Annotated in this window: 12 protein-coding genes; 2 read left to right on the top strand and 10 right to left on the bottom strand. The window is 69.6% G+C overall.

Features of this window, described 5'->3' with window-relative positions; all coding sequences use genetic code 11:
• Positions 1-53: 53 nt before the first annotated feature.
• The 4 genes from JOD63_RS00110 to JOD63_RS00095 form a co-directional block, all read right to left on the bottom strand.
• Positions 54-2,678 carry a glycoside hydrolase family 78 protein gene (locus tag JOD63_RS00110; protein ID WP_211088012.1) on the bottom strand — a complete coding sequence of 875 codons (2,625 nt, stop codon included), beginning with the start codon at positions 2,676-2,678 and terminating at the stop codon, positions 54-56.
• 2 nt (positions 2,679-2,680) lie between these two features.
• Positions 2,681-3,589, bottom strand: a complete 909-nt coding sequence (locus JOD63_RS00105; protein WP_052682545.1) for a carbohydrate ABC transporter permease — start codon at positions 3,587-3,589, stop codon at positions 2,681-2,683.
• Between the two features lie 3 nt (positions 3,590-3,592).
• On the bottom strand, positions 3,593-4,477 hold the full coding sequence (locus JOD63_RS00100) for a carbohydrate ABC transporter permease (RefSeq protein ID WP_045276354.1): 885 nt from the start codon (positions 4,475-4,477) through the stop codon (positions 3,593-3,595).
• A 71-nt stretch (positions 4,478-4,548) separates the two neighbouring features.
• Positions 4,549-5,871, bottom strand: coding sequence for an ABC transporter substrate-binding protein (locus JOD63_RS00095; protein ID WP_052682544.1), 1,323 nt, complete (start codon positions 5,869-5,871; stop codon positions 4,549-4,551).
• Positions 5,872-6,079: 208 nt separating this feature from the next.
• Here JOD63_RS00095 and JOD63_RS00090 point away from each other — a divergent pair, with 208 nt between their 5' ends.
• Positions 6,080-7,063, top strand: a complete 984-nt coding sequence (locus tag JOD63_RS00090) for a LacI family DNA-binding transcriptional regulator (RefSeq protein ID WP_211088011.1) — start codon at positions 6,080-6,082, stop codon at positions 7,061-7,063.
• Positions 7,064-7,090: 27 nt separating this feature from the next.
• On the opposite strand, the gene JOD63_RS00085 is transcribed toward JOD63_RS00090, so the two are convergent.
• The 6 genes from JOD63_RS00085 to JOD63_RS00060 form a co-directional block, all read right to left on the bottom strand.
• On the bottom strand, positions 7,091-9,322 hold the full coding sequence (locus tag JOD63_RS00085; RefSeq protein WP_045276352.1) for a beta-galactosidase: 2,232 nt from the start codon (positions 9,320-9,322) through the stop codon (positions 7,091-7,093).
• Positions 9,323-9,432: 110 nt separating this feature from the next.
• Complete coding sequence (locus JOD63_RS00080; RefSeq protein ID WP_045276351.1) at positions 9,433-9,984, bottom strand: Dps family protein; 552 nt, start codon at positions 9,982-9,984, stop codon at positions 9,433-9,435.
• Between the two features lie 81 nt (positions 9,985-10,065).
• The gene (locus tag JOD63_RS00075) at positions 10,066-10,773 is read right to left on the bottom strand and encodes a glycosyltransferase (RefSeq protein WP_045276350.1); all 708 of its coding nucleotides are present in this window, start codon (positions 10,771-10,773) and stop codon (positions 10,066-10,068) included.
• Positions 10,770-12,137, bottom strand: coding sequence for a PIG-L family deacetylase (locus JOD63_RS00070; protein ID WP_045276349.1), 1,368 nt, complete (start codon positions 12,135-12,137; stop codon positions 10,770-10,772). The genes JOD63_RS00075 and JOD63_RS00070 overlap by 4 nt, the downstream gene beginning before the upstream one ends.
• Entirely contained in the window at positions 12,134-13,219 is a 1,086-nt protein-coding gene (locus tag JOD63_RS00065; protein WP_084613639.1) for an acyl-CoA dehydrogenase family protein, read from the bottom strand. Before JOD63_RS00065 ends, JOD63_RS00070 begins: the two co-directional genes overlap by 4 nt.
• 30 nt (positions 13,220-13,249) lie before the next feature.
• A complete protein-coding gene (locus tag JOD63_RS00060; RefSeq protein WP_045276348.1) occupies positions 13,250-13,471 on the bottom strand; it encodes a hypothetical protein in 222 nt (73 codons plus the stop codon).
• A gap of 198 nt (positions 13,472-13,669) precedes the next feature.
• Between JOD63_RS00060 and JOD63_RS00055 the strand changes: the two genes are divergently transcribed.
• The gene (locus JOD63_RS00055) at positions 13,670-14,173 is read left to right on the top strand and encodes a pyridoxamine 5'-phosphate oxidase family protein (protein ID WP_045276347.1); all 504 of its coding nucleotides are present in this window, start codon (positions 13,670-13,672) and stop codon (positions 14,171-14,173) included.
• The last annotated feature ends 21 nt before the right edge of the window (positions 14,174-14,194 follow it).

Raw genomic sequence — 14,194 nt, 5'->3', positions numbered from 1 at the left:
GAGGCGAAGTCGGATGCCGCGCCCCGGGTCGGGCGGAGCGTGCGTGCGGCGGGTCAAGCCTCGACCGCGGCCGGTTGAGGTCGGCGCCATCCGATGAACGGCGGCTCGGGGTCGTCGTCGGCACTGCGGCACTCGGCCTCGAATCGGTGGCGACCGGGCCCGACGTCGATCGCGTCGCCGCCACCGGGCAGCACGACGGTGCCGCGCGCCCCGGCCGGCACCTCGACGTCGAGGGTGAACGCTCCGCCGTCGCGGCGCCAGGCGCACCGGGCTGTGCCGAGCACGCTGTCGTACGAGGCGGAGGCGTGGGTGAGCCCGCCTCCGGGGCGCGGGGCGAAGCGGATCTCGCTCCAGCCGGGTGCGGCTGGAGCGAGTCCGGCCACCACGCGGTGGAGGAAGTCGACCACGGCGCCGAGCGCGTAGTGGTTGAACGAGGTCATGTCGCCCGGGTTGATGGTGCCGTCGGGGAGCATGCTGTCCCAGCGCTCCCAGATCGTGGTCGCCCCCATCGACACGGGATACAGCCACGACGGGAGCTGATCCTGCAGGAGCAGGTGGTACGCGTGGTCCATGCTCCCGGCGAGCACCAGGGCGTCGCAGATGATCGGCGTCCCGACGAAGCCGGTGGCGATCTTGTAGCCGCCGTGGCCCACGAGGTGCAGCAGCCGCTCCCCCGCGCGCGCGACCTGCGCCTCGTTCTCGAACAGGTCGAACACGAGGGCGACGGCGATCGACGTGGGGGTGTCGCTGACCACCCGCCCCGACGCGCTGATGAACTCGCGCTGGAATGCGGTCGTGGCGCGCTCGGCGATCGCGCGGTAGCGGTCGGCGTCGGCGTGCTCACCGAGCAGCTCGGCGGTCTGCGCGAGGATCCGTGCGGTTTTGACGTGGTAGGCGGTGGCGACGAGGTAGCGATCGGTGTGGGAGTCGCCGGGGCTGTCGGGCGGAGCGAGCGGATCGAGCCAGTCGCCCAGCTGGAAGCCGTGGTTCCACAGCCCGGTGTGTTCGGTGAGGCGGTCGATGAGGTCGACCCAGGCGCGCATGCTCGGGTACTGGGCCTCGAGCACGGCGGTGTCGCCGTCGTTGAGGTACATCTCCCAGGGCACGACGACCGCAGCGTCGCCCCACGCCGCGGTCGGGAAGTTCGGGAATCCGCACTCCACCCACGGCACGAACTGCGGGACGTGCCCGTCGGGCCACTGCTCCGCCGCCAGATCGCGCAGCCACCCGGTCAGCGTGCCGTGCGCGGCGTAGAGGCGCAGCGCCGTCGGCGCGAACACCTGGATGTCGCCCGTCCAGCCCACGCGCTCGTCGCGCTGCGGACAGTCCGTCGGCAGGTCGACGAAGTTGTCGCGCATGCTCCACACCACGTTCGAGTGGAGCTGGTCGAGCGCCGCGTGGGAGGTCTCGAACGTGCCGGTGCGCACCATGTCGGTGTGGATGACGAGAGCTTCGACATCGCCCGGCAGCAGGTCGCCCTGCCATCCTTCGATCTCGGCGTACTGGAACCCGTGGATCGTGAACCGCGGTGCGTAGGTCTCGCCCTCGACGCCCCGGCACGTGTAGGTGTCGATCGACGTCGCCGCCCGCAGGGGGCGCGTGCCGAGTTCGCCGTTCTCGATGACCTCGGCATGGTGGAGCCGGATGACCCGGCCTCGCTCTGCGCGCGGGCGGATGCGCAGGACACCCGAGATGTTCTGCCCGAAATCGAGACGGATGCGCCCGTCTGCACGGCGCTCGACGGTCGCCGGAGCGAGCGTCTCGATGACGCGCACGGGGAGCGCCGTCGGCGCTTCGATCCCCGCGTCGAACCGGGTGCGCTCGAGGGTGGTCGCGGCGACCCAGCTCGAGGCGTCGAATCCTGCGGCGGACCAGCCGTCGAGCTCCTGCTGGGCGTCGTACGTCTCACCCTCGTAGAGCCCTGCCGCCGTGATCGGCGACGCGTGCGCCGTCCACGACAGGGGCACGATCACGTGCCGGCCGTCGTCGGTGTGCACCTCGAGCTGCAGCAGCAGCGCGACATCCGGTCCGTAGATGTCCCACAGCCCGCCGTCGAACCCGATGTGCCCGCGATACCAGCCGTCGGCGAGCCAGGCGCCGACGACGTTCTCGCCGGCGCGCAGTGCACCGGTCACGTCGTGCGTCTGACAGCGGATGCGGCTGCGGTAGCTCGTCCAGCCGGGCGCGAGCCGGTCATCCCCGACGCGGTCGCCGTTGAGCTCGAGCTCGTACACGCCGTGCGCGGTGGCGTAGACGCGCGCACGGCTGACGCGCTCGGCATCGACACCGGATGCCGCCAGGTCGAAAGCCGCGCGCAGGAGGTGCGCCGGACGCACGTTTCCCTGCGGCGCGCTCACCGAGGGCGACACGAAATCCGAGCGCCAGTCGCCTGCGAGCCCGCGCTCGACGCGCACCGGCGCCGACCAGGAGTCGCCGCCGACGGCGCGCACCGACAGCAGTCCGCCTGCGCGCGGCGCGAGCGCGGCGAACGGCCACGGCGCGAGGTGCGTGCCGTCCAGACGGGCGCTGACCGCTTCGGCCCCATCTGCCTCGAACCGCGCCTCGAATCCGTCGACGCCGCCGTCGGCGACGAGGGACAGCCGCGGAGCATCCTCATCGATTCCGATCGTGATGCCGCCGCGCCGGTTCTCGAGCCAGAGCTCGGTGATCTCCGTCATCATCAGCCCTTCACCGATCCTGCCGTCAGACCCTTCATGACCTGCTGGTTGAGGAACAGGTAGAGGATGAGCGTTCCCACGACGTTCACGGCGATGCCCGCGAACATCGGCCCGTAGTCGATCGCGCCGTACTGACCGGTGAAGTTCAGCAGGCCCACCTGGATCGTGCGCAGGTCCTGGGTGTTGACGAAGGTGAGGGCGACCAGGAGGTCGTTCCAGATGAAGAAGAACTGCACGAGAGCGACCGTGAAGATCGCGTTGCGCACGAGCGGCATCCCGATGCTCCAGAACAGGCGGTAGATGTTCGCCCCGTCGATCGTCGCCGCCTCGAAGACCTCGCGCGGCACCGACCGGAAGTAGGTCGCCATCATGAACACCGTGAGCGGCATGCCGATCGCGACGTACGTGATGATCAGCGGCCACAGCGTGCCGGTGAGATGCAGCCGGAAGTAGATGGTGAACAGCGGCAGCAGGATCATCTGCACCGGGATCATGATGCCCGCGAGGAACATGAGGAGCACGACCCCGCGTCCGCGCCACACCATCACCTCGAGTGCGAACCCGGCTGCGGTGCCGAACAGCACGATGAGGATGATCGACGGGAACACCGCGATCACACTGTTGCGGATGTAGGTTCCGAGGCCGCCGTCGACGAAGGCCTCGATGTAGTTGTCGAGGTTCCACTGCTGCGGCAGCGCCCAGAACGGCTCGCTCAGGAACTCGCTCTGCGTCTTGAAGGAACCGAGGAGCATCCAGATGAGCGGGTAGGCCACGATGATGACCAGGATCGCGAGGCCGATCATGACCGGGAGCCGTCGGAGGAACCGACGTGCTCCGCGGCGGCGGCCGGCGGCGGGCGGCTGCACGGACGGCATGGCCACCGTGCGGGCGTCGTCGATGTCGAGAGTCATGGCTCAGCCCTTCGTGAGGTCGCGACGCGTCGAGTTGAAGATGAACAGGGTGACCAGGAGGCACAGCAGCGTCAGCATGAACGCGACGGTGCTCCCGTACCCGTACTCGCCGAAGCTGAACGACGTGCGGAACATGTACACCGTCAATGGCGTCGTCGAGGTGCCCGGCCCGCCGTTGGTGAGCGCCACGATCGTGTCGAACACCTTCAGGGTGCCGTTGATCGAGAAGATCAAGGCCGAGAGGAGGACCGGGAGCGAGAGGGGCACGACGATCGACCGGATGAGGCGCCAGCCGCTGGCCCCGTCGATGCGGGCGGACTCGATCAGCTCGTCGGGGATCTCGACGACTCCGGCGTAGAGGAGCACCGCGTAGAAGCCCATCGATCGCCACAGGTCCATCAGGATGATCACCCAGAACGACGACCCCGACTGCCCGAACCAGTCGACGTTCTCGCCGCCGAGGAACATGATGATCGAGTTGATCGGGCCGACCGCCGGCGCGGCCTCGAACATGCGGCTGAACAGCAGCGCGACCGCCACCGTGGGCAGGATCACGGGGAAGAACACGAGGGTGCGGATGAGCGCACCTCCGCGCTTCAGGTAGAACACGTACAGCAGCGCGAGGCCGTAGCCGCAGGCGACCTGGAGGATCGTCAGGACCAGGGCGTAGCGGATGGTGAACCCGACGGTCTGCCAGGCCGTGGGGTCTTGGAAGAAGCGGATGAAGTTGTCGAAGCCGACGAACTCGAACCCGCGGATCGCGTTGCCGTCGAACATCGTGTAGCCGGTCGACCAGAAGATCGGCACGAGCATCACGACGCTGTATACCGTCAGTGCCGGTCCGAGGAGGACCGCGACGGCGCGCCAGTCACCGAGCATCCGTTGCATGGTGGAATTCTCTTTCGTTCACGGTCGGGTGGAGCCGGATCGCCGGCTCCACCCGACCCGAGGTGAGGCGATCAGCCTTCGTTGCCGGCCTGGACGAGCTCCATGAACTCCTGACCCGAGAGGTTTCCGGTCGCGAGTCCGCCGCCGTTCGTCTGGCTCACACTGGTGCCCTCAGGCGAGAACTTCGCTTCGAACCAGAGCACGCTGCCCGGTGCGTTCGCGATGGTGTCCTGCACGAGTGTCGTCAGCGCCGGCTGGTCGGCCGGCGGGTTGTCGACGACGAACCCGGTGACCTGACCGAACTCGTTGAGCGCGACGTCGCCGTAGCCCTGCGCGACGCACTCGAGCCACGCGGCGGAGCCGTCGTCCCAGCCGCCCGTGGTGAACATCACCGGGATGCCCGCGTTCGCGGGAACCTCGTCGATGCTGCCGGCACCGCCCTCGACGGCGGGGAACGGAGCGAAGCCGATGTTCTCGGCGCCGATCTGGTTCTGCTCGGGGTCGTTGAAGTTCGCCAGTGCCCAGCTGCCCATGTAGAAGAAGGCGCCGCCACCGGTGAGGAACTGGTTCATCGCGGTGTTGTAGTCGATCGACCCGGCCGCGTCGCCGAAGTAGCCCTGGCGGCCGAACTCGGCGACGGCCTCGGCGGCTTCGACGTACTCGGGGTCGGTGAGCGACGCCTCGCCGTCGGCGACCTTCTGGAGCGCGTCGGCGCCCAGCGAGCGGAAGATGTAGTCGCCCACGAGGCGGGTGACAGGCCAGCCGTCCTTGCCCGCTGCGACGAACGGCTGGATGTCGGCCGCCTTCAGTGCGGCTGCAGCGTCGGCGAGCTCGTCCCAGGTCGTGGGAACGTCGACGCCGGCCTCGTCGAGCAGCTGGGTGTTGTACCAGAAGCCCTCGATGTTGAACTCGGTCGGCAGCGCGTAGAGGTCGCCATCACCGTAGAGCGCGGTCAGCGTCGACTCCGCAGCCGGAAGGATGCGGTCGGAGACGCCGAGCGCCTCGAGCTCCTCGGTCAGGTTGACGACGAGATCGGCGTCGATGAACTCCTGCATGAGCGACGGGGTGCCGCCGGCCATGCTCATGTCGGACAGCGCGTTGTTGCCGGCGAGCACCTGGAGCTGCTGGTCCCACGTCGTTCCGTCGATCGCATCCGTCGACAGTGCCGCGGCCTCGTTCGCATCGGCGCACTGGTCTGCCGAGAGCGCCTCGAGGGTGCCGACGATCGTCGTGTTCTGCGTCTGGCCGAGGTAGGTGAACTCGCCGTCGCTCGCGGCGCTGTCACCACCGTCACCGCTGTCGGCCGGCCCGCAGGCGGTGAGAGCGATGGTCGCCGCGCCGATCACACCGAGTGCGACCCACGCACGACGCCGGGCCTGTGGTGCTGTGTTCACGATTCCTCCTTGAATGTGTCGCTTCCGACTTTGAAGCGCTTCAAAACAAACATTCCCACCAACTCAAGTACTGTGTCAATGTCGGAACGGTAACGATTGAATCGCTTCAGAGATTCGGCGAAGTCATCTGGAGCCAGCAGCGGCGCTGGAGGTCACCATCACACTCAATACGCAGCCCCCCGGGCGCGCACAGCCGAGCATGACCGATGTGGCACGCCACGCCGGGGTGTCACTCGGCACGGTCTCGAACACGCTCAACAGCCCGGAGAAGGTGTCGGATGCGACGCGCCGCAGGGTGCTCGCGTCGATCGCCGAGCTGGGCTTCGTCCGCAACGACGCGGCGCGGTCGCTCGCTGCCGGCACCAGCTCCACCGTCGGACTCGTCGTGGCAGACCTCGGCAACTCGTTCTTCGTCGACATCGCCCGCGGGGCGGAGCAGGTGCTGCGCCGGCAGGGCATGAATCTGCTCATCGCCAACACCGACATCGATCCGCAGCGCGAAGTCGGCAACCTCGAGACGTTCGAGCGGGCTCGCGTGGCCGGGATCATCCTCGCCCCGCTCGACACCGCTCTGGCACGCACCGAGGTCCTCCCGGTGCGCACGACGCCGACGGTGTTCGTGAACTGGCGATCAGACGCGCGGTTCTCCTCCGTCGCCGTCGACGAGGGCCACGGCGGTGCGCTCGCCGCGAGCCACCTCCTCTCCCTCGGCAGACGCCGGCTGCTCTACGTCGGCGGGCCCCTTTTCCTCAACGCGGTCCGCGAGCGCTACGAAGGCGTTCAGCGCGCGGTCGCCGCCCACGACGACGCGCGCATCGACCTGATGGAGACGCGCGGCCTCACGATCCGGCACGGCCGCGAGGCCGGCCTGCGCATCATCGAAGACGGCGCCGGCCGCTACGACGGCATCGTCGCCCCGTCCGACCTGGTGGCCGTCGGACTCGTGCAGGCCTTCGCGACGCAGGTCGGTTTCTCGGTCCCCGGCGACATCGCCATCACCGGCTACGACGACAACCACTTCGCATCCGAGAGCGCGGTGCCCATCACCACCATCAGTCAGCCGGGCGAGCAGATGGGCAGCGTCGCAGCAGAGCTCCTGCTCGAGCGCATCGCCGAGCCGGGGGCGATCGCGCGGTCGCTCGTGCTCGAGCCGCACCTCATCCCCCGGGCATCCACGCTTCCGCGCGCGTAGCGCGGAGGCCGCTCCCGGACACCCGCCTCAGAGCGGGCGCCACCGTCCGCGGGCGCGGACCCTCACCTCGCCGACCTCGGCGAGGGCATCCGTCGCCGACCGGCGCGCCTGCGAAGCAGACGGAAGCCATACCGTGCTCCGGGCCGACAGCGGGAGCACATGCAGGGTGACGACGCTGCCGGCGGCGACCCCGGCATCGATGAGCGAGATGCTCCACGACGTGCCGTCCCAGAAGCGGTCGTCGACCGGCACGCCGTCGACGCGCAGCTGTGCGACGTCACCGGCCCAGTCGATCTCGAGCACGGCGTCGGCGTGCTCTTCGGGGGCCCAGTCGGGGAGGTCGAGCCGGTGCACCGCTGCGAGCGCGTCGAACGCCTCCGTCGACGGAGCGCGATGCCGCACCCCGCCGAACCCGTAGTCGGCGGGCGCCTCCTCCGCCTCCCGCACGATGTGCGGTGCGAGGATCTCCGTCGCGGGCAGGTCGGGCGCGTCGATCTGCACCGGCTGCCAGGTTCCGGACGCGGGGTCGTACTCCTCCACCGTCGCGGCGCCCCGGACGACGTCGCCGGTGCCGGCGAAGGCGAGCTCGCCGCCGGTGCGCAGCATCCGTCGCCCGGCCACCGACTCCTGCACCCAGACGGATGCCGACGACTCGAGGACGAGCACATCTGCGGCGTCTGCGGCGAAGACGCCGGGGGCGACCGTGACCGGCTCCCGATCGTCGAGGGCGAGCTCGGTGCCGACGCCCGCGGTGGCCACCAGCACGAGCGTCGGGCGAGACCCCGGGAGGACGGTGAGGGCGGATGCCGTCGCCCAGCGCACGCGCATGTCGCCGATGCGAAGACCGACGGGCCAGCGCGCGAGGGTGCCCGACGGGATGTCGACCGGCTGCGACGGCAGCGTCACTACGCCGTCGTCCAGAGTGATCTCGAACTGCGCGCCGGCGACGCCGTCGACGGGCTCGTAGGGCTGGTGGTGCGAGATGACGATGAATCCGGCATCGCCGTCGGAGCGCAGCGCCCAGCGCAGGGTGCCCGTGTCGTCGAGGCCGGCCGGAAGGCGATCGGGCAGCGTCGACGGCATCTGCGACAGCATCCCGCCGAAGGCGGCAAGGAACGCGTGCTGCTCACGCAGCGCCGCGGCGGTGTCGGTGAGGTCACCCGACTGGCCGATCGGCGCGTGGAAGTCGTAGCCGAGCTCGGGCATGTCGTTCGGATAGCCCGTCGCGATGGTCTCCTGGAGCCCGGGGCGCGGATTGCGCCCGCCGGCGAACATGAAGAAGCCCTGCCACGCCGAGCCGTTGCCGATCTTGTTGTGCGCGAGCGCGGCGATGTCGAGCGCGGTCAGCACGGGCCGACGGTGGTACGCCGTCGCCATGCCGCTGCCGAGCTCGCAGGTGGCCGGGGGGAACCCGTGCAGGTCGGTCGGCGACCCGCCCGCGGCCACCGCGTCGGTTCCGAGCGCCGCCCGCACGTCGGCGCCGACGCCCGGGTCGTCCCACTCGTGCGACGGGAAGAAGTGCGCGCGGAACGAGGCGTCCCATCCCTGGGCGGGGTCGGCCCAGAAGCCGTCGGCGTAGCCGCTGAACAGGGGCACGACCTCGCCGTCGGGCAGCTGGGCGCTCCCCCACGCGGTCGCCGTCCACAGCGGCGCGGCCATCCCCGCCTCCCGCGCGAGCCGCTTGAGGGTGACGAGGTGGCCGGGCTGGTCGTAGAGCTCGTTCTCGAGCTGGATCGCGATGATCGCGCCGCCGGGCCGCGCGCGCCCGGCGAGCGCCGTGGCGAGCTGGCCGAACCACCCGCGGACCAGCTCCAGGTAGGCGGGGTCGTCGGTGCGGTGCCCGACGGGTGCCTCCTGCACCCAGTCGGGGAAGCCGCCGTTGCGCGCTTCGCCGTGCGCCCACGGCCCGATCCGCAGGACGACCTCGAGGCCGGCGGCCGCGCACTCGTCGATGAAGGCCCCGACGTCGAGCCCGTCCTCGAACGACGGCGCCCCGCGCTCGGGCACGTGGTGGTTCCAGAAGGCGTACGTCGAGGCGTGGGTGATGCCCGCCGCACGCAGCTGCCCGAGCCGCTCCGCCCACCGTGCGCGGGGGATCCGGCTGTAGTGGATCTCGCCCGAGACCGGCACGAATCCCACCCCGTCACGGTAGAAGGCCCGATCGGTGACCGACAGCCCGCGCGCCGCCTCGGCGGGATCGGGCTGGGCTGCCGGGGTCTCGGGGCCGGAGAACGGACGGTGTCGTGCGGTGTGCTTCATGGTGCCTTCATGCCGGAGCGGACGGTGCGACACCCAGGCTAGCCAGGCGGATGCGCCGGGCCCATGCACGATTGCCTCGCGCACATGGACGATCCTGAAGGCGGTGCTGGTCACCCCCGCTTCGCGGGTGACCGGTTCTCGGCGCTGATCATCCAGGCGAACTGCTCGAGCTTCTCGATGATCGCGTGCAGGATGTCGGCGCTCGTGGGATCCTCTTCGTCGACGTCGTCGTGGACATCGCGGATCGTCGCGACTGTCGCCTCCAGCCGGACGGTGATCAGATCGACCGTCTCAGCGGTGTCGATCTCGCCCTGGGGGAACTCCGGCAGCGTCGTCGTGCCCGCGACGGTGTCGCTACGCCCGTCGGGCACGGCGTGGAGTGCCCGCATGCGCTCGGCGACGCTGTCGCTGAACTCGCGGGAGGCATCGATGATCTCGTCGAGCTGGAGATGGGTGTCGCGGAAGTTGCGTCCGACGACGTTCCAATGAGCCTGTTTGCCTTGAATGCCGAGTTCGATCAGATCGACGAGCACCGCCTGCAGGCTCTCGTCGAGCTTCTTCGACGCGACGAACCCCTTCTCCGCATTCTGGCGCCGCGTGGGCTTCGCCCCGGTTCCGCCGGGTGCGGAGCGAGCGGTTCTGGTCTTCGATGTCGTAGCCATGACGGGACCCTACGGCGAAGACGAGAGCCGCACCCCGCCCTTGACACCGCCGTGTTCCCGGACTACAGAAGCCGCGTGCGGTCAGGTCGCGCCGGAGGCGAGACTCTCGGCGGTCACTCGCAGAAAGTCCGCGTATCCGCCGGGGGCGCGACCGACGATGCGACCCGACGTGACCACCTCGGCATCGTCGCTCGCCACCACGACAGCTCCTCGGGATCTGCAGGCCTCGACGAGTTGCACATCCTCGCCCAGAGCCCGATCCCCGAAGCCGCCGACAGCCCGGTAGGCGCTCGCACGGACGCCGAGATTCGCGCCATAGGTCTTGCCTTCGGGAGCGCCGCGCGTGTGCCTGCGGAGCCAGTGTCGCCGATGCGCGGCGGAGAGGTCGTCGAAGTCCGGGCGGACGGTGCCCAACACGACATCCGCCCCGCGGTCCGCCAGGTCGCGGTGCACGCGCACCCAGCCGCGAGGCACGACCGAGTCCGCGTCGGTGTTCGCGATCCACACGCGCTCCGCGGGCAACGCCGCGAGAGTTGCGAGTGCGGCGTCGACACCAGCTCGCCGCGCGAGTCCGACCGAGTTCGCCTCGATCCGCACCACCGGAAAGGGATGCCGCGCCGCGATCTCGGCGGACCCGTCCGAGCAGCGGTCCAGCACGATGCGCACGACGCACGGCACGGGACTCTCCGCGACGGCGGCCTCAAGAGAGTCGAGGCATCGCGCGAGCAGCGCCCGCTCGTTGTGCACCGGCACGACGACGGCGACAGCCGCGAGCGCTCGCGTGCTCATGCGAGTCCTTCGCGCCGGGCGACTGACGCGGTGTCGCGGGTGAACACCTCGAGGACGAAGTCCTCCTCCTCGTGCGACGACAGCCGGTGCCATGCGTCGACTGTCCGCAGCCGGGCATGCACCTGGTCGCCAGTGAGCGGGTAGTCGGCGACGGGATGCCGCCAGTGGCATGCGACCAGCGTTCCTCCCGCGGCGAGCGCGGAGTCGATCAGCGAGACCGTGCGATCGAGATCGCTCAGCGAGAAGTAGTACCCGACTTCGGAGAGCACGATCGTGTCGAACTCCCCGTGCGGCCAGTCCCCCGGCACGACGCCGAGCCGGAGATCGACGGACTGATCGTCGCCGATGCGTGCACGCGCGGCGTCGAGGGCGATGGACGAAGCATCCAGCGCCAGGACGTGTCGAGCGCGCTCGGCGAGTTCGGTCGTGATGAGCCCGGTCGCGCATCCGATCTCCAGTACCGAGCCGAGCGATGGCGACGGCAGGCTGGCGAGCAGCAGAGCTCGTTTGCGCTTCTCGTACCAGCGGCTCTCGAATCCCCACGGATCATCGTGGCGCGCGTAGAAGTCGTCGAACCATGCAGCGTCGACCGATGCCGCGTCGCCACGCGATTCGGTCAGGAATAACTCGCGATCGCGCGCGAAGTGACTCGCCATTCCGCTCGAGATGATCGGCTCGTCGCCAGGGGCATCCGACAGCCTGGCAACCTGCGAGACGTGTGCGCGGAGTGCCCGCTCCTTGGCCTCTCGGTCTTCGTCGGAGAGATCCAGCCCGTAGCCGAGCCGCCACGGCACGTCTTCCGGGAGTCCCCAGTGCCACAGCCAGATCGGGTACCCGACGTGGCGGATGCCGCGGGGCCCAGCGACCCGTGACACGGACTCGGCGGCGATTCTGTGATCGCGGTGACCATCGCCCGACCACGGCGCTGCGATGAGTGCGCGCTCGGGCCGGCCGGGCGATGCGTCGATGATGGCCGCGAGCGCGACTTCGAGGTCTGCCGCGCTCGCGTCGAGTCTCCCATCGGGCAAGGCGAGAAAGTGCACGCGCGCTCGAGGAGCGACGGCGAGCAGGGCGGTGATGAGTTCGATCCTCCGCCTTCCGGCGAGCGCGGTCGGGCTGTATGTGCTCGAATCGGGATACGACGCCTCACCGTCGGTGGCGATCACGACCGTCACGCGGCCTTCTCTGCGCGACACCTGATGCATGAGCCCGCCGGCGCCCAGCGTCTCATCGTCGGGGTGCGCGGAGACGACGATGAGATCGTCGACGTCGATGTCGAGCGCGGGCAGCGATGCGAGTCTCGTGTCGGCCCGCCAAACCGCCTCGGGCGTCCCGGGATCGAGGTGGCTGAACGCGGCGGTCATCGACCGCCCCGCTCACGGAACGCGCGTCCGATGCGAGCCATGTCGCGCAGGCCATGGTGCTGTCGGAGGTAGAGATGCAGGTCGGCCACACGACGGGCATGCACCGGGTCGGCGACGAGGGGCCCCGGGCCCAGCGCGGCATCCGACTCGGCCAGGGCGAGAGCAGCGGCATCCGCGACCACGGCCCGCACCCGCTGGGCGAGCAGTCCGTCGCCGACCGCCGCAGAATCGCCTCGGTCGACCAGAGCCGCCGCTTCTGCGAGGCAGGCGCGAGCGGCCCAGAGCGCCGCATCCACTCTTCCCGCGTGAACGAGGGCGACCTGATCAGCGCGCGACGAACGTGCGGCGGCGATCAGCGCGTCACGGAGAGGCAGCGCGCCACCCCACCAACACGCCGCGACCGACATGCCGCCCCAGGCGAACCCGGGGCGTTCGAGATACCAGTCGTCAACGCCGAGCGGCACCGCGCGTACCCGGTCGAAGTCCACGGGCGCACTCACGACATCTGCCAGGCCGTGAGGCGACCACGGACCCGGATGGGCGTCGACGCCTGAGGATCGAAGATCGACCGCGAAGATCCTGCGGTGCGACTCATCCACCCATGCGGTGACGAGCGCGTGGGTGAGCACCCCCGCGAGCGAGCACCACGGCTTCGTCCCGGTGAGCAGCCAGGCGCTGCCGTCCGGTACTGCGTCGACGCGCATGCCCGGCGCCTCTGCGGCGAACACTCCCCACGACGACGTCTCCCCTGCCTCGATGTCGGAGAGCGCGCCGGGCGCGACACCGCCTTCCGCCGCCACGACGCCGGACTGGCGGAGGATGCTGAGCGCATCGAGATGCGGTTCGAGAACGCGCGCAGCGGTGACGTCGACGGCCGCGACCGCCCCCAGCAGATCCCACAGCTCGCGCGTACGGCCGTCGCCGGCGAGCGGCACATCTGCAGCGATCTCGACGCACCAGTTCAGCACATCACCGATCGCCGCCTCAGCGCCCAGGCGTCCGCGCGCCGAGGCGAGCGCATGCGCGATGATCGGACTCTGCCCGGCTGTCGGATCCAGCGCCGCATCGGGGATCTCCGTCACGGACGAAGAGGAGCCCCGGATCGTCATCGCCTACTCGGCATCGATGATGCCCTCCTGCACGAGCAGCTCGCGCAGCTGCTCTTCGAACTCGTCGCTGAACTCGTCGTCCTCATCGCTTGATCCGTCGTCGAGATCGACGGTGAGATCGTCGCCGTCGACGCGGTCGGTCGCTGCCGGGGGCGGTGACGGAACAAGCTCGTCGTGATCAGGCCTCGTGGGCCGCTCGGGGGGTTCGACGATGCTCAACGTCATCACTTCCCATCTCTGTGGTTGCGTGCAGTCATTGTCAGGAAGACGTCTCGTCAACGCCCGGGGGTTGACATTCCCGGTTCGAGACGGGTAAGCCCGCTCGTCGTGAAGCGGCACGACCCGCGATCGCGCGCGATGCCTCTTCGCGGAGCGCGTGTCAATCCCCTGTCGGCTCCACGCGACTCGGCTCACCATCGAGACATGACCGAGATGACAGGCGCAGAAGCCATCGCCAAGGTGAAGGAACTCGTCGAAGACATCGACTTCACGATGCTCACGACACAGGACGAGTCGGGGAATCTCGTGAGCAGACCGATGAGCACGCGCGAGATGGACGACGCGGGCGACATCTGGTTCTTCACCGCGGAGGATTCGAAGAAGGTGGAGGAGGCTGAGGCGGACCGCGATATCGGGCTGTCGTACTGCGACGCGAAGGGCCACCGATACGTCTCCGTCGCGGGGCGCGCGAGCGTCGTCCACGACACCGAGCGGATGAAGGAGCTCTACACGCCTGACCTCGACATCTGGTTCGCGGACGGACTCGACACCCCGGGCATCGCGCTGCTGCGCGTCACCCCGGTCGAGACAGAGTTCTGGGAGCCCGCGAAGGGGAAGGTAGCGACGGCGGCCGGCATGCTGAAAGCCCTCGTCACGCGGGACACGCCTGACGACGACATCATGAACCACGGCCGGGTCGTCTGCTGACGCGCGCGCCGAGGGGCGGCA

The organism is Microbacterium terrae (assembly GCF_017831975.1).
Taxonomy (GTDB): Bacteria; Actinomycetota; Actinomycetes; order Actinomycetales; family Microbacteriaceae; genus Microbacterium; species Microbacterium terrae.
Note: the sequence above shows the minus strand (reverse complement) of the source record. Positions and strands in the feature narration are given on the sequence as shown.